Source organism: Streptomyces sp. NPDC059166 (genome assembly GCF_042755185.1).
Lineage (GTDB): Bacteria > Actinomycetota > Actinomycetes > Streptomycetales > Streptomycetaceae > Streptomyces.
Genome location: NZ_JBHZCI010000032.1, coordinates 14,711 through 32,809 on the forward strand (window position 1 = coordinate 14,711; position 18,099 = coordinate 32,809).

12 protein-coding genes are annotated in these 18,099 nt (G+C 71.5%); 2 read left to right on the plus strand and 10 right to left on the minus strand.

From position 1 onward, the window contains the following. Positions 1-71: 71 nt before the first annotated feature. The 4 genes from ACFXOA_RS23030 to ACFXOA_RS23045 are packed head-to-tail and all read right to left on the minus strand — an operon-like array spanning position 72 to position 4,448. A complete protein-coding gene (locus ACFXOA_RS23030; protein WP_385031628.1) occupies positions 72-1,235 on the minus strand; it encodes an acyl-CoA dehydrogenase family protein in 1,164 nt (387 codons plus the stop codon). Between the two features lie 59 nt (positions 1,236-1,294). After that, positions 1,295-2,347, minus strand: coding sequence for an alcohol dehydrogenase catalytic domain-containing protein (locus tag ACFXOA_RS23035; protein ID WP_385031631.1), 1,053 nt, complete (start codon positions 2,345-2,347; stop codon positions 1,295-1,297). Beyond that, positions 2,344-2,823, minus strand: a complete 480-nt coding sequence (locus tag ACFXOA_RS23040) for a DUF4334 domain-containing protein (RefSeq protein WP_385031634.1) — start codon at positions 2,821-2,823, stop codon at positions 2,344-2,346. The genes ACFXOA_RS23035 and ACFXOA_RS23040 overlap by 4 nt, the downstream gene beginning before the upstream one ends. After that, a complete protein-coding gene (locus ACFXOA_RS23045; protein ID WP_385031637.1) occupies positions 2,820-4,448 on the minus strand; it encodes a succinic semialdehyde dehydrogenase in 1,629 nt (542 codons plus the stop codon). Before ACFXOA_RS23045 ends, ACFXOA_RS23040 begins: the two co-directional genes overlap by 4 nt. A gap of 287 nt (positions 4,449-4,735) precedes the next feature. Between ACFXOA_RS23045 and ACFXOA_RS23050 the strand changes: the two genes are divergently transcribed. Beyond that, on the plus strand, positions 4,736-5,944 hold the full coding sequence (locus tag ACFXOA_RS23050; protein WP_385031640.1) for an oxygenase MpaB family protein: 1,209 nt from the start codon (positions 4,736-4,738) through the stop codon (positions 5,942-5,944). A gap of 80 nt (positions 5,945-6,024) precedes the next feature. Here the strand turns inward: ACFXOA_RS23050 and ACFXOA_RS23055 are convergent, their stop codons facing one another. After that, positions 6,025-7,191: a TetR/AcrR family transcriptional regulator gene (locus ACFXOA_RS23055; RefSeq protein ID WP_385031643.1), complete on the minus strand. Its 1,167-nt coding sequence runs from the start codon at positions 7,189-7,191 to the stop codon at positions 6,025-6,027. A 216-nt stretch (positions 7,192-7,407) separates the two neighbouring features. Between ACFXOA_RS23055 and ACFXOA_RS23060 the strand changes: the two genes are divergently transcribed. After that, positions 7,408-8,970, plus strand: coding sequence for an AMP-binding protein (locus tag ACFXOA_RS23060; RefSeq protein ID WP_385031646.1), 1,563 nt, complete (start codon positions 7,408-7,410; stop codon positions 8,968-8,970). Between the two features lie 112 nt (positions 8,971-9,082). On the opposite strand, the gene ACFXOA_RS23065 is transcribed toward ACFXOA_RS23060, so the two are convergent. From ACFXOA_RS23065 to ACFXOA_RS23085, 5 genes are all read right to left on the minus strand, one after another. After that, positions 9,083-10,351 (minus strand): ABC transporter substrate-binding protein, encoded by a 1,269-nt coding sequence (locus tag ACFXOA_RS23065; RefSeq protein WP_385031649.1) that lies wholly within the window; start codon positions 10,349-10,351, stop codon positions 9,083-9,085. 154 nt (positions 10,352-10,505) lie between these two features. Continuing rightward, positions 10,506-12,983, minus strand: a complete 2,478-nt coding sequence (locus tag ACFXOA_RS23070; protein WP_385031652.1) for a glycoside hydrolase family 3 C-terminal domain-containing protein — start codon at positions 12,981-12,983, stop codon at positions 10,506-10,508. 488 nt (positions 12,984-13,471) lie between these two features. Continuing rightward, the gene (locus tag ACFXOA_RS23075) at positions 13,472-16,066 is read right to left on the minus strand and encodes a family 78 glycoside hydrolase catalytic domain (protein ID WP_385031655.1); all 2,595 of its coding nucleotides are present in this window, start codon (positions 16,064-16,066) and stop codon (positions 13,472-13,474) included. A gap of 172 nt (positions 16,067-16,238) precedes the next feature. Continuing rightward, entirely contained in the window at positions 16,239-17,141 is a 903-nt protein-coding gene (locus ACFXOA_RS23080) for a carbohydrate ABC transporter permease (RefSeq protein ID WP_385031659.1), read from the minus strand. A 5-nt stretch (positions 17,142-17,146) separates the two neighbouring features. After that, positions 17,147-18,031, minus strand: coding sequence for a carbohydrate ABC transporter permease (locus ACFXOA_RS23085; protein ID WP_385031662.1), 885 nt, complete (start codon positions 18,029-18,031; stop codon positions 17,147-17,149). Between the last annotated feature and the right edge of the window lie 68 nt (positions 18,032-18,099).

Below are 18,099 nucleotides of genomic sequence, written 5' to 3' on the forward strand. Positions count from 1 at the left end.
CCGGAGGGCGAGCCGCGCCCCGCACACGCCGGGTACGCCCCCGGTCCGGCCGTTCGGGGTGCGTCGGGCGGTCACAGGCCCAGGTCCCGGCCGACGATCTCCTTCATGATCTCGGTGGTCCCCCCGTAGATGGTGGTGATGCGTGAGTCGAGGTAGTCCTGGGCTATGCGGTACTCGGTCATGTAGCCGTACGCGCCGTGGAGTTGCACGCAGCGGCCTACGATCTCGACATAGCGCTCGGTGGCCCAGAACTTCGCGGCGGCGGCGTCCACGGCGGTGAGCTCGCCCCGGGAGTGACGGGCCAGCAGGTCGTCGAGGTAGGCGCGGCCCACCCGGGCCGTGGTGACCATCTCGGCGAGCTCGAAGCGGGTGTTCTGGAAGGAGCCGATCGGCCGGCCGAACGCCTCACGTCCCTTGACGTACTCCAGGGTGCGTTCGAGTACGCCCTCCATGGAGGCGACGGCGTTGGCGGCGATGGAGATCCGCTCCTGCGGGAGGTTGTGCATCAGGGCCTTGAAGCCGTCGCCCTCCCGGCCGAGGAGGTTGGAGACCGGTACGCGGACGTCCTGGAAGAAGAGTTCGCTGGTGTCCTGGGCGTGCAGGCCCACCTTCTCCAGGTTGCGCCCCCTGGTGAAGCCGGGGCGGTCGGCCTCGACGACCAGCAGGCTGAGCCCGGTGTGGCGGTCGGGGCCGGTGCGTACGGCGGTGACGACGAGGTCGGCGTTCTGCCCGTTGGAGATGAAGACCTTGCTGCCGTTGACCACGTATTCGTCGCCGTCGCGGACCGCGGTGGTGGCGATCCCGGCCAGGTCGCTTCCGGTCCCGGGCTCGGTCATCGCCACCGCGACGACGAGTTCCCCAGCCGCGATGCCGGGCAGCCAGCGGGCCTTCTGCCCGGCATCGGTCAGGCCGGTGAAGTAGGGGACGACGATGTCGTTGGACAGGGTGACCGAGGCCAGGCCGTCGGAGGCTGGGTGCCGGGAGAACTCCTCGCCGATGACCGCGTTGAAGCGGTAGTCGGCGACTCCGCCGCCCCCGTACTCCTCGGGGATGTTGAAGCCGAGGATCCCGGCCCGGGCGGCCTCCTCGAAGAGTTCCCGGTCGACCTTCCCCTCGGCACGCCACCGCTCGGCGTGCGGGGCGGCGTGCTTGTCGGCGAAGGCGCGGGCCGTCTCCCGCAGCATCTCGTGCTCGTCCTCGTAGAGCGAGCGCTCGGCGGAGATCACATCGGCCATCGGAAACTCCTGTTCCAGATCACGATCGGGGGGGGGAGGAAGTGAGGTTCGGGGGCGGCTCAGGTACCGGGCAGGAGGACCGGCTTCAGCACACGGCCGGCGCGCTGGTCGGTCACCGCCCGGTCGAAGTCGGCCAGCGGGTAGGTCGTCACCAGCCGTTCGAGGGGCAGGAGGCCGCGCCGGTGGCGCCGTACCAGCTCGGGGATGAGCGCCGACGGTTCGGCGTCGCCCTCCACGCAGCCGTGTATCCGCAGTCCGCGCAGCATCAGGGACCGCACGTCGACGGTCACGTCCGGCGGCCCCAGCCCGACCAGGGCCAGCACGCCGCACGGCTGGAGCAGCCCGAGCGCGCGGGTGACGGACTCGGGCCGGCCGGTGGTGTCCAGTGCGTGCGTGACCGCGGGAATCGCCTCGTCCAGGGAGGCGACGACCGTGGCGCCGCAGCGGGCCATCAGCTCACGGCGTTCCGCCACGGGCTCCGCCACCAGCACCTCGACGTCCTCGGAGAGCGCGGTCAGTGCCGCGGCGGCGCCCACTCCCCCGGCACCGATGACGAGCACCCGGTCACCGGGCCGGGGGCGCAGCACGTTGAGCACCGCGCCCGCGCCGGTCAGGAACCCACAGCCCAGGGGCGCCGCGACCTCCGGCGGTACGTCTCCGACGGGCACGCAGGACCGGGCGTCGGTCAGCGCGGCCGTGGCGAACGACGACTGCCCGAAGAAGGCCCCGAAGACCGGCTCCTCGCGGACGCGCAGGGTGGGAGAACGGTCCAGTCGCCGGCCCGAGCCGTTGAGCGCCGCCGACCAGGCGCAGTATCCGGGAAGACCCCTTCGGCACTGGGCGCATCCGCCGCACGAGGCGAAGGAGATCACGACCCTGTCCCCCACGGTGGTGCCGTCGACGGCCGAACCCACTCGTTCGACGATGCCGCAGCCCTCGTGGCCGAGGACGGCGGGCCGCTCGCGGAGCCTCTTCCGGGTGACGAGGTCGGTGTGGCACACACCGACCGCCTCGATCCGCACGATGACCTCGTCGGGCCGGGGGGTGTCCAGCTCGGCCTCGACGATCTCGCTGGGCGCGGACCCCCGGGTCAGGAGCGCGGAGATCCTCATTCCCGCTCCAGGCCGAAGTAGAAGAGGTGGCCGCTCGCCGAGGACGTCGCCGCCTTGCCGTTCATCACACCCATGAGGGTGGAGTCGTCGACCCGCTTGAAGTGGTCGAGCACCGCCATGCCGTCGTACACCATCGTGGCGGTCACCTGCCCGCGGAACTCGACGTTCCAGAGGCTGGCGCCGCCCCGCCCCGACGTCGTGTCGGAGTAGAGGGCGCCGTCCTCGCCCCGGCAGATCAGCGGCTGCACGTCGTCCTGGGTGGTGAACCGCTTGCCGTGCCACCGGCTGCGGGCGAGCACACGCTCCACGGGGTGACCGGTCGGGAAGGCGAAGCCGCGCCAGGAGCCGCGTAGTGACGAGGCGTCGACGGTGTCGAGGTCCGCCCACAGGGCGTCCAGCTCCGCCGGGTCGAGCGGGCCCTCCGCGGCCCGCAGCGCCTGCCACCGCTCCCGTACCGTGGGCCTGTCGTCGCTCATCGCACACGCAGCCGGCGCATCAGGGCCATCTGGCCGTTGGTCCGGCGCACGAAGTCCTGCACCGACTGCTTCGGGGCCGGGCCGAGCGGCATGAGGCGCTGGACCGCGACCGTCTGGCTCTCGGTGTACTTGCGGATGCCCTCGGCTCCGTGGCGGCGGCCGAGACCGCTGTCGCCCATGCCGCCCATGCCGGCCTCGACGCTGCCGGCGGCGGCCGCGGCGCCGTCGTTGACGTTCACCGATCCGGCGCGGATCAGCCCGGCCATCCGGGCCGCCTCGCGGGTGTCGCGCGACCAGATCGAGGCCGACAGGCCGTAGCTGCCCTGGTTCGCCATCCTCAGGGCCTCGTCGTCGGTGGCGAAGGAATACAGCGAGACGACGGGGCCGAACGTCTCCTTCCCGCAGACGTCCATGTCCGGGGTGACCCCTTCGAGGACCGTCGGATCGTAGAACAACGGGCCGATGTCGGGACGCGCGCGGCCACCGGTGAGCACGGTCGCCCCCTTGGACACCGCGTCGTCGACGTGGGCCCGGACGGTCTCCAGTTGCGCGGGCGAGACGAGCGAACCGACGTCCGCGGAGTAGTCGAAGGTCCTTCCCAGGACCAGCGCCTGCGTGGCCCTCAACAGCTCTTCACGGAAGGCCTCGTAGACCTTCTCGTGCACGTGGACGCGTTCGATGTGGATGCACATCTGCCCGGTGTTGGCGAAGGCGGCCACCACCGTGCCGGCGGCCGCCGCGGCGATGTCGGCGTCCGCGCGGACGATGAGCGGGTTCTTCCCGCCGAGCTCCAGGGAGGAGCCGGTCAGCCGCCCGGCGGCACGCTCGGCCACGACGCGCCCGGTGGCGGTGGAGCCGGTGAAGCAGACGAAGTCGACGGCGTCCACCACCGCGGACCCCACCACGGCCCCGTCTCCGGCCACGACCTGCCACAGGTCGACCGGCAGACCGGCCTCGTGGAGCAGGGCCCGGGTCCAGAGCATGGTCAGCGCGGCCTGCGGGTCCGCCTTGGAGACGACGGCGTTCCCCGCGAGCAGCGCGGGGAGCACGTCACCGACCCCGAGGTAGAGGGGGTAGTTCCAGGGCGAGATGACACCCACCACCCCCTTGGGGCGGCGCACCTCCTCGACCTTCGTCAGGCCGGGGATCATCCCGCGTACCCGGCGGGTGCCCAGATAGCGGCGGGCGCGCCTGGCGTAGTGGCGTGCGACGGCGGCGACCTGCGCCACCTCCTGCCATGCGTGGTAGCGCGCCTTGCCGGTCTCCCACTGGATCAGGTCGAGCACCTGGTCCTGCCGTTCGAGCAGCAGGTCGTGGAAGGCGAGGACGATCTCGGCGCGGCGGGCGAGCGGCGTCCGCGACCACTCGTGCTGGGCGGCGCGGGCGACGCCGGCCGCCGAATCGACGTCCGCCGGGTCACAGGCGGGGACGGGGGCGATCGGCGACAGGTCGTAGGGGGCCAGCGCGGTCACCGGATCGGCGGCCCCCCTCCCCTGCCGGGCCTCGTCGTGGTGCACCCACGCGCACCACCGCCCGATCAGCTCGTCGGTCACCCAGGAGGGTCGTGCGCCTGACGCCGCCGAGGGCGCGGCGGGCGCTTCGGTCTGGTCCTGCTCCGTGTTCATGGAACTCCTCAAAGCGCCGGACGGATACGGGTCGGGAGAGTGGCCGAACGGCTGCCGCGTGTGCCCGCTCCGCCGGCGATCCGGGAGCCGAGAGCTCGGCGACACCGGGGACAGCAGTGAATTCCGGGCCTTGCGGGACAGCCCCGTGCAGAGGTCTTGCCCACGATCGAACGCCTCGTTATGTTAATCAGAAATCACATCCGAGGGCAACCTTGTGACCTGGCCGAAATCCGCACCTCAGGCCCACTCCAAGGGTGTCCATGCCCGTATGGAAGGCAGCCAAGTAAATGGAGAATCCCACCAGAAGGCGTGCCCTGTCGATCGGTGCCGTGCTGGGCCTCGCGACTGCGACGAGCGCGCCCCAAGCCTGGTCCTGGTCGTCCACGGGCTCGGTCGCCGGAACCGACACGGTCACCGATCCGTTCACGGTCTGGGACCCGACGGCGGACGAGGTGGCCGCTCGCCTCCTCGCCGACGGCGCGGCCCCGGCGGTCAACAAGGCATGGGAGTCCTGGGTCGACAACAAGGACCCCTTGCCCTCCGGCATGCCGGGGTACCTGACCGACTACCTCACCGAGGCCAACAAGCTGCCCTCATGGGCCGATCCGGCGCTGCTCGCGGCGTCCGAGAAGCTCTACAAGAGGCTCCAGGGCTACCTGTTCGTGTCGGAGAGCCTCGGCAGCGGCATGCTCAGCACCGTGATCCCCCGCGAGGCGCGCGCGGTCTACTGGTCCGCCGGCGGCGCCGACATGAAGGCCCGCGCGGCCAAGACGTTCACGTTCGGCTACGACCTGCACAGCGCGAGCGCCTGGCAGCCCACCGGGCACTTCGTCGTCTCCGCCAACAAGACACGCCTGGTGCACTCGGTGGTCCGCAACCTGCTGCCGAAGTCGAAGCAGTTCATGGCGACCTCCGACCAGCCCAAGCCGATCAGCAACGGCGACATCCTGGTCACGTTCCACTCCGTGGCCACCGTCGCCTACAACAACATGGCCAAGTGGGGCATCAGGCAGACGGCGGCGGAGAAGGCCGCCGACCTGCACGCCTGGAAGGTGGCCCTCCATCTCCTCGGCGTCCACGAGCAGTTCATCCCCGCCACCTGGGCCGACGCGCAGGCGCAGGCCGACCAGATGCTCTGGCCGGTCGTCGCCCCCACCGCCGAGGGCACCGACCTGGCCAAGACCCTGCTCGGGTACATCGAGGATCCCACCCTGGGCCTGACCACCGGATTCCTCAACGAGATGGTCCGCTTCCTCATCAGCGACAAGTACGCCGACTGGCTCGGCCTGGGAAGGGACCTGGTGTCACGGGCCCTGATCAGGGCCGCCTGGCCGACGTACGTCAGGTTCAGGGAAGGGCTGTCGCCCATCGTGCCGGACGGCCTCTACCTGTTCGACCAGTTCGTGCGGGGCATCGCGATGCTGTTCCTCAACAACGGCAGTTCCGCGACGCAGACCCCGATCACCCTGCCCACCGCGAACCGGCCCGGCGCCTGAGCCGGCGACCCGTACGGCGCCCCGCGACCGCACGGCCGGGCCGCGGGGCGCACCCGGGCGGCCGGACGCGGTCGCCACCGCTACCGCAGACCCAGGGCGCTCACGACCAGGGCGGCGACCTCGCCCCGGTTCTCCGGCGTGTCCTCCCAGTGCAGCCGGCGGCCGGCCTCGACCACGACACCGAACCCGGCGTGCACCAGGACGCGCGCCTGGCGCGGGTCCAGCTCGGGCCGCACCAGCGACAACTGCTGCTCCCAGACGGCGATGTGTTCACGCTGGGCACGGATCAGCGGCTGCCGCAGGTCGTCGCGGAGGCCGACCACTTCGGCCTCCGCGACGCCGGTCAGCTCGGTGTGCTCGAAGCTGTAGGCGACGTACGTGGCGGCCAGCACCTCCAGCGCCTCGCGCGGGTCGGTCACCTCCGCGAGGCTGCGGTCCACCGCCTGGGCGAGCAGCCCCGCGGCCTGCAGGCACGCCTCCACGAGGATGTCCACCTTGTTGGGGTAGTGACGGTAGATCGCGGACGGCGCGAGCCCCACCGCCTCCGCGATCTGGCCGTTGGTGACCTTGACGAACCCGTCGCGCGCGAACAGCGGGACCGCCGCGGCCAGGATCTCCGCGCGCCGGGTGCGCGGGACCGGCTGGGCGGGCAGTTCCACGCGGGGCGCCCCGTCGTGGGCCGCCGCGGGGTCGGCCCCGGCCACACCGAGGGCCGACGCCACCAGTACGTTCTCGACCCGGCGCTGGGCGATGGAGACGTGATGCATCGAGATGGAGCCGATCGCACCGAGGGCCGCGGCCGCACGCAGCTCGGCCCCCGGCGTCGCGTACTCGCGCACCAGCGCCTCGGTCACCCTCGCGACGACACGCGCGAACTTCGCCCTCAGGAGCCGCCGGTCAGCGTGTTCGAGGTACCGGGCCTCCCACCGGTAGAGGCCGCCGGCCGCCCGGTGGGTCACCGCGACGCGGGTGACCGCGCCGAGGACCCGCTCGGGATCCGCCGTGTCCGGCAGTTCGTCCAGCACCGCGACCAGCCGGTCCACCAGGACGTTGGCGCACTCGGCGAAGAGGGCGTACTTGTTGGGGAAGTGCCGGTACAGGGCCGCCGCGCTGATGCCCACACCGGCGGCGATCTCCTCCATCGGCGCCGCGTGGTAGCCGCGCTCGCTGAACACCCGGCCGGCCGCCTCGATGATGAGCTGCCTGCGGTTGCGCGGCCGGGTGGCCGCGATCGGATCGATGCTCACCGGCGGGCGGGGGTGCACGGGGACTGGGCCATGCGCACAAGTCAATCACAGGGCCGCCGGGGCCCGGAAACCACCGGACACTCGTGGCACCCCCCGTGACACCCACCTCGCACCCATGTGATTCTCCATTAACAAAGTGCTTCTCCGGAGCCCTCCCGCCGGGCACAATGGCACACACCCACCCCCTCCCCCACCGTCCCGAACGCGAGGAGCGGCATGCCCACGTCCACGGCCCCCGCCTGGTCCTTCCGTAACCACTGGATGGCGCACGCCGCCACCCACGCGGCGATGCGCCCCGACAGGCCGGCGCTGCGGTACCTCGGAGCCACCACCACCTGGTCACAGCTGTCCGAGCGGTCTCTGAGGCTGGCCGCCGCACTGGCCGGCAAGGGCGTACGGGAAGGCGACCGGGTGGCCGTGCTCACCCTGAACCATCCGTGGTTCGTGGAGAGCGTGTTCGCCGCGAACAGCCTGGGAGCCATGGCGGTGCCGCTCAGCTTCCGCCTCACGGCGCCCGAGCTCGGCGGCATCCTGTCCGACTGCACCCCCTCGGCCGTCGTCGTCGACGCACAGCTGCTGCCGCTGTTCCTGGCTGTGCCGCCCATCGCCTCCGTCACCACGGTGATCGTCATCGGCGGGCCGGAGCCGGCGGAAGGGCACGACAGGTACGAGGACCTGCTGGCCGCGCACGAACCGATGGAACTGCCGGACATCGGCGAGGAGTCCACCGCGCTGATCATGTACACCTCGGGCACCACCGGCAGGCCGAAGGGGGTGATGCTCTCCCACCGCAACATGCAGCTGCAGGCGGTCACCTGCATCCGGGCGATGGACATCTTCGACGACTCCGACGTCGGCTTCCTCACCGCGCCGTTCTTCCACATCGCGGGACTCGGCTCGATCGTCGCGAACATCCTGGTCGGCAGCACCGTGGTGATCCACCCTCTGGGCGCCTTCGACCCGAAGGCGGTACTGGACGCCTACGAACGCGAGGGCGCCACCGTCGTCTTCAACGTGCCGCAGCAATGGGACCTGCTCTGCGCGCAGCCGGACATCGACAAGCGCGACCTCAGGCTGCGGGTCATCAGCTGGGGCGCCGCGCCGGCGAGCGACGCGACGCTCCGCGCCATGGGCGAGGCGTTCCCCGGGGCGCTCAACGTGGCGGTGTTCGGCCAGACCGAGACCTCGCCGATCACCTGCGTCCTGCGCGGCGCCGACTCCCTGCGCAAGCTCGGCTCCGTCGGCCGGCCCATCCCGACCATCCAGTACCGCGTGGTGGACGCCGGCATGAACGACGTACCGGCCGGCGAGGTCGGCGAGATCGTGTACCGCGGCCCCACCGTGACCCAGGGGTACTGGAACAAGCCCGAGGAGACCGCGGACGCCTTCGAGGGCGGCTGGTTCCACTCCGGCGACCTCGTCCGGCAGGACGACGAGGGCTTCGTCTGGGTCGTCGACCGCAAGAAGGACATGATCATCAGCGGTGGCGAGAACATCTACTGCGCCGAACTGGAGAACGTCATCGCCGAGCACCCCTCGGTGGTCGAGGTCGCGGTGATCGGCAGGGCGGACGAACGCTGGGGGCAGGTGCCGGTCGCCTACGTCACCCTCGCACCGGAGGCCGGGCTGTCGCTCGGGGAGCTGACGGGCTTCCTCGGCGGCCGGCTCGCCTCCTTCAAGATGCCCAAGGACCTGGTGGCGGTCGCGGGGCTTCCGCGCAACGCGGGCGGGAAGGTCGTGAAGGGCGAGCTGCGCGACCTCCCCTCCGCCTCGGGGTGACGCGACCGGCCGGGCGGGCGGCAACCTGTGTGTCCGAACACGGGTGGTGCGGCGCGGGGCCCGCACCGCACCACCCGTACCCGGCGGCTCGGCCTGCCGGCCTCCGGCGGCGTCAGTCCCTCCTCCGGTACGCGGCATCGAGTGCCTCCAGCGCCGCGTCGACGTCCGTCCGGCCGCCGAGCAGGGCCTCGATCTGCTCGAAGTGCGTCTGCTGGACGCGGGAGTTCGGCCAGTGCTGGTCCATGAAGGAGACCGTGCTCCCGTCCTTCTGCCGCGAGGCGACCTCCTTGACGGCCGGGTCCACCGTGAAGGACTCGTTGGGGAGGGCCGGCAGGGTCGCGCCGGTGCGGTTGTAGAGGTTCTGCCCCGCCTCCGAGCCGAGGAAGTCGATGAAGGCGAAGGCGGCCTTCCGGCGGGGGGTACCGGCCCGGACCCCGTAGGCCGCCGAGACGGCTCCGGGCATCCGGGTCTCGGCGGCCTCATCGGTGGCCGGCAGGGCCGTCATCCGCAGTTCGACGGCAGGGTCGGCGGCACGCAGCGCCGGGAGCGCGCTCGCGATCTGGACGGTCCCCAGCGCCTGCCCGCCGACCACCTGGTCGAGGGACTCCTCGTACGTCGTGTCGAGCGAGCCGCTGCCGAAGCAGCCTCGCTCTTCCATCTCCAGGTACTTCCGCAGAGCCGCCTTCCAGCCGGAGTCCGCGAAGGTCCTCCCGAGGAACTCCATCTTCATGTCGAAGTCCGGCTCGTGGGCGTAGACGGTCGTCGCCACCAGTGCGTAGGTGATGAGCTGGCGGACCCATGCGGTCTCGTTGCCCAGCGCGAGGAGGACCTTGCCGTGCTCCCGGGCGGTGTCGCAGAGACCGAGCAGTTCGGTCCAGGTGCGAGGGGGTGTGCCGCCGACCGCTTCGAGCGTCCGCTCCGACCAGACCGCCCCGATGGCGCTGAAGGACACGGGTACGACGAAGGAACCGCCGGACTCCCCGACGACGGACCGGATCTCCTCCGGGATCCGGAGGGTGAAGTGGCGCAGGCTGAGGTTCTCGAGGAGGTCGTCGTGCTCGAGTGCCGCGACGGATGCCGGGTTGCCGTTGCCGGGCCAGACCGTGAAGACGTCCGGGCCTTCGCCGGCCCTGAGTCGGTCGGGCAGTTCCTTCTGCAGCGTGCCGATGTCGGCGAACGTCGTCTTCACGCGTATGTCCGGGTGCAGGCGCCGGAACTCCGCGACCACCGAGCCCATCGCGGACCGGTCGGTGGCGGACGCCGTGACGGAGAGCTCGGTGACTTCGCCGCCCGGGGAGCCGGACACACCGCATCCGGCGGTCGTGGCGGCGGCGAGCACGAGAGCGAGGGACAGGCCGAGCGGACGCGAGGTACGGGACACGGGTGGACTCCGGACGGGAGGGCGGGAGGGCGGGGCCGGGGAAGGCGGGCCTGGGGAGTCGGCCCGCGGTGACCGTCGCGGCGGTGGCTCGCACGGCTCCGGGCCGTGGCCGGCCGGGAGCCGTGCGAGCCGCCGGGGGACGGAGCGCCCGGCGTCAGCCGAGGGTGAGGGTGCGCCGGGTGGTCACGTCGCGGGACGAGCGTGCCGTCGCGAACGTGTACGTGCCGCGGACGAGGGTCAGGGCTCCCGCATTCCAGGTGGAGAGGTCCTGGACGGGGATCGTCAGGGTGAGCCTCCGGGTGCCCGCCGCGGGGAGGGTGACCTTGCGGAAGGCGACCAGGCGGCGCGGCTCGGCGGCGGCCGCGGCGGGCAGGGTCGCGTACACCTGCACGACCTCGGTGCCCTGACGCCGGCCGGTGTTGGTGACGGTGACGGTGAGCGTGACGGTCCCGGCGGCCGGGTCGTAGGCGGCTTCCGGCGACCCGTGGGTGAAGGTCGTGTAGGAGAGGCCGTGGCCGAAGGGGAAGCGGGGCGCCTGGCCCTTCGAGTCGTAGAAGCGGTAGCCGACCGCGATGCCCTCGTCGTAGGAGACGGTGGCGTTCGTGCCCGGGTAGGTGGCGGGGCTGGTGCCGGGCCCCTGCCCGGCGTCGGCGGGGAAGGTGACCGGGAGCCGGCCCGACGGGTCGCTGTCACCGAACAGGACGGCTGCCAGGGCCGTACCCGCGCCCCGGCCCGCGTACCAGGCCTGCACCACGGCCTCCACGTCGTTCAGCCACGGGGTGGCGACCGGGCCGTCGGTGTTGAGGACGACCACGGTGCGCGGGTTGGCGGCGGCCACGGCCGTGATCAGCTGGTCCTGGTCACCGGGCAGTCCGTACGACGCGTGGTCCATGCCCTCGCCCGCGACCCGGTTCACGAAGACCACGGCGGCGTCGGCCGCCCGGGCCGCCGCCACCGCGGCCGGGATCAGGGACTCGGGCTGCCAGCCCAGGGTCAGGCCGCAGGTGCCTGTCTCCGCGGCGGCGTTGTCGTAGGTCAGTTCCACGGTGACCGCACGGCCCGCGGTCAGCTCGGCGGTTCCCTGGAGCGGGTAGTCGTACGGGCCGAGGAAGAAGCGGGCCATCTGGCGGGTGCCGGCGACGACGGTCCTGCCGTCGATCTTCAGGGTGGCCGTCCCCGAAGGCAGCAGGGAGAAGCGGTGGAGGCCGGTGGCGGTCGGAGTGAGCGTGCCGGTCCACTTCGCCGACCACACCTGCGGCAGGCCCTCCACGGGCGCGGCCGTGAAGTCGACGGTCGCGTCGGTGCGGGTCGCGACCGGTGTCCCGGCGCCGCCCGAACCGGCGTAGTAGGTCCCCGTGAGGCCCGCCGCCCCGGCCGGGGTGCGCAGGACCGCCCCGGGGACGGTGGCGAGCGGCAGGTCGCCCCTGGTGCCCTGGGCGTGGGTGACCTTGACGGAGCTGCCCGCGCGGGACCGGATCGCTTCCAGGGGCGTGGTCCAGGTGCCCGGGTCGACGTAGGTGGATCCGGACACCCCGGTGAAGGTGTCGGCGCCCGCGGGCCCGATGACGGCGAGCGACTTCACCGACCCGGTCAGCGGGAGCGCGGACGCCCGGTTGGCGAGCAGCACGGTCGACGCCACGGCGGCCTCGTGGGCGAGGTCCTTGTGGGCCTGCGTGCTGACATCGGCGGCCGGGGCGGGAACGGGATGGTCGAAGAGGCCGTTGGCGAACATGGTGACGAGGATGCGCCGGGCGGCGTCGTCGAGCCGGGCGGCCGGTATCGCACCGCCGGTGAGGGAGCCCGCGGGGATCTGCACACCGCCGGGCCCGAGTCCGGCGAGGTCCATGCCGGCCTTGGCGGCGGCGACCTGGTCGTCGCCCGCCCAGAAGTCGGGCACGGTGTAACCCTGAAGGCCCATCCCCTGCTTCAGGTCGGCGAAGAGGCCGGTGTGCCTGGTGGCGAAGGTTCCGTTGATCTTCGGGTACGCCATCATCACCGAGGTGGTGGGAGCGGCGGCGATCACCCGGCGGAACGGCGCCTGGTAGTACTCGTGCAGGGCGCGGTCGGAGACCTTGGTGTCGGTGAAGAAGCGGTTGACCTCCTGGGTGTACCCGGCGAAGTGCTTGAGCGTGGCGACCATGTGCTGGGACTGGACGGCCACGGCGAGGGCCGCGCCCAGCCGGCCGGCGAGCACCGGGTCCTCGCCCATCGCCTCGGCCTGGCGCCCGAAGTGCCAGGTCCGCGTCATGTCGATCGTCGGGCCGAGGGTGTTGTTGTAGCCCTTGGCCCGGCCTTCCTCGCCGACCGCCCCGCCGATCCGTCCGGCCAGCTCCTCGTCGAAGGTGGCCGCCTGTGCCACGGGCACAGGGAAGGCCGTGACGCCCTTCTCCCCGCGCAGCCCGGCCGAGGCGTCGACCATGGCCAGGGCCGGGATCCCGAGGTGCGCCACGGCGGGGAAGTCGCAGCGTACGAGGGCCTCCTTCTCGGCGGACGTCATCCGGGCGAGCAGTTCGGCGGCCCGGTCCTGCACTGCGGACGCCGGTGCTGCGGCGGCGGGCCCGGTCATGGCGGGGGCCATGCTCGCCGCGAGGGCGGTAAAGGCTGCGGCGGAAAGGAACTTTCGTCTGTTCACTGCGGCTCTCCGGACTGACAGGGCGGATGCGCGACACTCCGCCGCGGGACAAGGAGTTACGGGACCGGCCGAGGGGTCAGGTCACGGCCGGCCCCGGTTCACGGGGCGCTCTCGTCGAACTGCCGGGCGGTGGCGACACACGCCGCGGCGCCCGGGATTTTCTCGCCTCCCTCCATCGGGAATTCACCGCATCCCACGGGGGATCCCGATGTGGGGCACATTCACCATCAAAGGCTTCCGGGCCCAACACGTGTAAATTTAGAGCCAATTGAGACTTGAGGTCAACCCTCAGGGGGAATTTGTCAAAATACCCAGCCGACCAGCAAGGATGACTCTCGCGCATTGGAGTTCGGATTGAAATGGAAATTGAATCCGAGCAGGTCGGGCCAATGCCATCCGTTTCCCGAATGCCATTCATCCACGGAACGAATGGCATTCCCGCGCATCGCCGGCCGATCCGGGCCTCCGGTCATGCGCTTCTGTTTCCGTCAGAGCTCCCGCGCCTTCATTCCTGACGTGTCCAGCACGTGTTCACCCGGGCCGAGCGGGACCGGCGCGCAGCCGGGGAGCCCGGCCGTGGCCGAGCAGCCCTCCGGGACGGTGATCCGAGCCGTCATGCCGGTCGCGGTGAGCTCCCAGGAGAGCGCAGCGGTCCCGTAGGGCGTGTCGTGGCGGGTACGGGCCCAGGTGATCCCGCCCCCCGGACGGGGCCGGAAGGCGAGCTCGCGGTAGCCCGGGGCGGTGGCGGTGATGCCGCCGACCACCCGGTGCAGCCAGTCGGCGACGGCGCCGAGGGCGTAGTGGTTGAAGGAGGTCATGCCGCCCGGGTTCAGGGTGCCGTCCGGGCGGAGGCTGTCCCAGCGCTCCCAGATCGTGGTCGCGCCCATGGTCACGGTGTAGAGCCAGGAGGGGCATTCCGTCTGGAGCAACAGGCGGTAGGCCACGTCGAGATGACCGTGATCGGTGAGTGCGTCGCAGATGAGGGGCGTGCCCACGAAGCCCGTGGAGATTCTCGCGTCATCGGCGAGGACGATCTCGGCGAGACGATCGGCGGCGGGTCCGCGCTGCTCCGGGACGAGCAGCCCGAAGGCCAGTGCGACCGCGTACGCCGTCGCGCTGTCACTGGTGAGGCGGGCGGTGGGCAACACGTACCGGCGGCGGAAGGCGTCCGCCACCTCGTCGGCGAGCGAGGAGTACCGCGCCGCATCCGCCTTGTACCCCAATTCCGCTGCCGCCAGGGCGAGATGCCGAGCGGAGTGGGCGAAGTAGGCGGTGGCGACGAGGTAGCGGTCGGTCCGGCCGGCGGCGGGGTCGTCCGGCGGGGCGGCCGGGTCGAGCCAGTCCCCCAGCTGGACACCGGTGTCCCACAGGCGGTCCGGGCCCGCCAGGCGTTCGACCAGGTCGACCCATGCCTTGGCCATGGGGTGGTGGCGGCGCAGGAGTTCACGGTCGCCGAAGCGCTGGAAGAGCGTCCAGGGGGTGAGGGTGGCGACGTCTCCCCAGGCGGCCCCGGGGTGGATCGGCGTCCACATGGGCTCGCCGGGGATGACCGGGACGTACCAGGGGATCGTCCCGTCCGGAAGCTGCTCCAGGCCGACGTCGGTGAGCCAGGAGTCGAGCAGGCCGGCGCAGTCGTGGAGGAAGCCCGCGGTGGGGGCGAAGACCTGGATGTCGCCGGTCCAGCCGAGGCGTTCGTCGCGCTGGGGGCAGTCGGTGGGCAGGTCGACGAAGTTGCCGCGCATGCTCCACACGACGTTCTCGTGGAGGCGGTTGACCAGGGGGTCGCTGCACTCGAACCAGCCGGTGCGGCGCATGTCGGTGTGGTGGACGCGTGCGGTCACCAGGCCGGGTGTCAGCTCTCCGGGCCAGCCGCTGATCTCGGCATACCGGAAGCCGTGCAGGGTGAAGCGCGGTTCCCAGGTGAACGGGCCCCGGCCGGCGAGGACGAGGGTGTCGACGGAGTGGGCCTCGCGCAGCGGCCGGGTGGCGAGTTCACCGTCCTCGAGGACCTCGGCGTGCCGCAGCGTGACGGTGGTTCCGGCCGGGCCGTCGACGGTGACGCGGAGCCGCCCGACGAGGTTCTGGCCGAAGTCGAGCAGGTGACGGCCGTCGTCGGTACGGGTGATGGTGACGGGCGCGATCTCCTCGGTGCAGCGGACGGGCGGGCCCATGGGGGCGACGAGGGTGCCGGGGTCGCGGGAACCGGTGCGCACGGGGGTCCACTCGCCCGTGGCCGCGCCGGCGGGGGTGGCCCACGCGGGGTCGTGCAGACGGACGTCGAAGGTCTCGCCCTCGTACAGGCCGCTGCTGAGGATCGGGCCGGGTGCCGCTCTCCAGGTCCCGTCGGTGGCCACCACGGTGGCGGTGCCGTCGTCGTACTCCACCTCCAGCTGGGCGATGAGCGACTGGTCGGTGCCGTAGATGTTGCGGGTGCCGCCGTCGAAGCCGTACCTGCCGCGGTACCAGCCGTCGCCGAGCCAGGCGCCGATGGTGTTCGCGCCCTCGGTGAGGTGCGCGGTGACGTCGTGGGTGCGGTAGCGCAGACGTTCCCGGTAGACGGTCCAGCCCGGCGCCAGGGCCTCGTCGCCGACCCGCTCGCCGTTGATCTCCACCTCGTACAGGCCGTGGGCCGTGACGTGGAGGCGGGCGCGCGCGACGGCCCGGCGCAGCCGGAAGTCCTTGCGGACCCGGGCGGGGCGGCGTTCGGCTCCCGGGTCCTCGTCCCATGCGGCGCCGACGGGGACGGCCTGCCAGTCGGCCGGGTCGAGGAGCCCGGCCTCGACGGACCGCGGAGCGCTCCAGCCCGAGGGCGCGGAGGCACCCGGCGACCAGACGCGTACGCGCACGTGGACGTGTTCCCGGGAGGTGAGGGGGGCGTGCGGCCAGGGCACGAGCACCTGCTCGGCGCTGTCGATCCGTCCGGTGCGGTGCGTGCCGCCGGTCCGGCCGAGTTCCAGCTCGTACGCCGCCTGCCGGCCGGTGCCGGCCGGCAGGGTCCAGCTGAGGCGGGGGGAGGCGACCCCGATGCCGAGTCCGTCCGGAAGGTGTTCGAAGGTGACCGGGGAAGGCCGAGGGGGGAGCAAGGGGGTGACCTTTCTTCACGTGCGGTCACGTGGTTCGTTCGTGTGGGCACGTCGTCGTTCGCGTGGGCACGTGTGTCGTCCACGTGGTCACGTCGTCGTTCGCGTGGGCACGCGGGGCGGAGGGCTGCGGACGGGTGAGCCGCACGGGGCGGCTCACCCGGGCAGGGCTGGATCAGCCCTTGACCGCTCCCGAGGTGAGCCCCTTCATGACCTTCTGGTTGAGGAAGAGGTAGATCAGGAGGGTGCCGAAGACGTTGATGCAGATGGCGGCGAAGAGCGGGCCGTACCGGGTGGCCCCGAAGTCGCCGGTGAAGTTGAGCAGACCGACCTGGATGGTGCGCAGGTCCTGGTCGTTGGTGAAGGTCAGCGCGACGAGCAGGTCGTTCCAGATGAAGAAGAACTGCACCAGGCCGACGGTCAGCAGGGCGTTGCGGACCAGGGGCACGCTGATGGTCCAGAAGGCGCGCAGGATGCCGGCGCCGTCGACGGTGGCCGCCTCGAACAGCTCCCGGGGGACACCGCGGTAGTAGGTGGCCATCATGAAGACGGTCAGGGGCAGTCCGGTGCCCGTGTACGTGAGGATCAGCGGCCACAGGGTGCCGGAGAGCCCGGTCTGGAAGTACACGGTGAACAGGGGCAGCAGGATCATCTGCGGCGGGACCATCATGCCCGCCAGGAAGACCAGCAGGGTGAGGCTTCGGCCCTTCCACACCATGATCTGCAGGGCGAACCCCGCCGCCGTGCCCAGCAGGAGCATCAGCGCCAGCGCGGGGAGGACGGCGAGCAGGCTGTTCTGCACGTAGAGCCCGATGTGGCCGGTGGTCCAGGCATCGGTGTAGTTGCCCCACTCCCAGGTGGTGGGCAGACTCCAGGTGGAGTTGTTCAGGTAGTCGTCGTTCGACTTCAACGACGTCAGGAACATCCAGATCAGCGGATAGACCTCGACGACCAGCAGCAGGGCGACGACGGCCTTCACCCAGAGGCGCCTGCCCCTGCGAGGGCGTGGCCGCCGGGCCGGCGGGCGGGCCGCGTGGGGGCCGGTGGAGGTCTTCGCGGGGGTGTCGATGGTGGCCATGGTTCTCAGCCCTCCGTGAGGTCGCGCCGCGAGACGCGGTAGACGACCAGGCTCACCAGCAGGCACACCACGGTCAGCAGCAACGCGACGGTGCTCCCGTAGCCGTAGTCGCTGTAGGTGAACGACGTCTGGAACATGTACAGGGTCAGCGGCGTGGTGCCCGTACCGGGACCGCCGTTGGTCAGCGCGACGACCGAGTCGAAGACCTTCAGCGTGCCGTTGATGCTGAAGATCAGCGAGGACATCAGGACGGGCAGGGAGAGCGGCAGCACGATGTGGCGGATGAGCCTCGGGCCCGTCGCCCCGTCCAGCCGCGCCGACTCCAGGACCTCGTCGGGTATGTCAACCAGGCCGGCGAAGAGCAGCACGGCGTAGAAGCCCATGGAACGCCAGACGTCCATGGTGACGAGGACCCAGAAGGCGCTGCCCGCGCTGCCGAAGAAGTCGACGGAGTCGATGCCCACCGCGTTGAGGAGGGAGTTGACGGGTCCGGTCTGGGGTGCGACCTGGAAGAACTTCTGGAAGAGCAGGCCCACGGCGACGGTGGGCAGCACCACGGGGAAGAACACCAGGGTGCGGATCAGAGCGGACGCGCGCTTCAGGAAGAAGACGTAGAGCAGCGCCAGGAGGTATCCGGCGACGACCTGGCCGGCGGTGACGGCCACGGCGTACTTGAGCGTGAACCAGAGGGCGTCGTGGACGGCCGGGTCGTCGAGGAGGCGGGAGAAGTTGGCGACGCCGTTGCCGGTGAAGCCGTCGATCGTGTTGCCCTTGGTGAAGGAGTACCCGAGTGACCACACCATCGGGACCAGCATGATCAGGGAGTAGACGAGCAGGGCGGGACCGAGCAGGATCGCGATGGCCCTGCGGTCACCGAGTACGCGGTGCATGGGTGGTGTCCACTTTCGTCGGAGGGACGGGGGCGGCCCGCCCGCGGCGGGGAGAGGAGCGTGCGGGC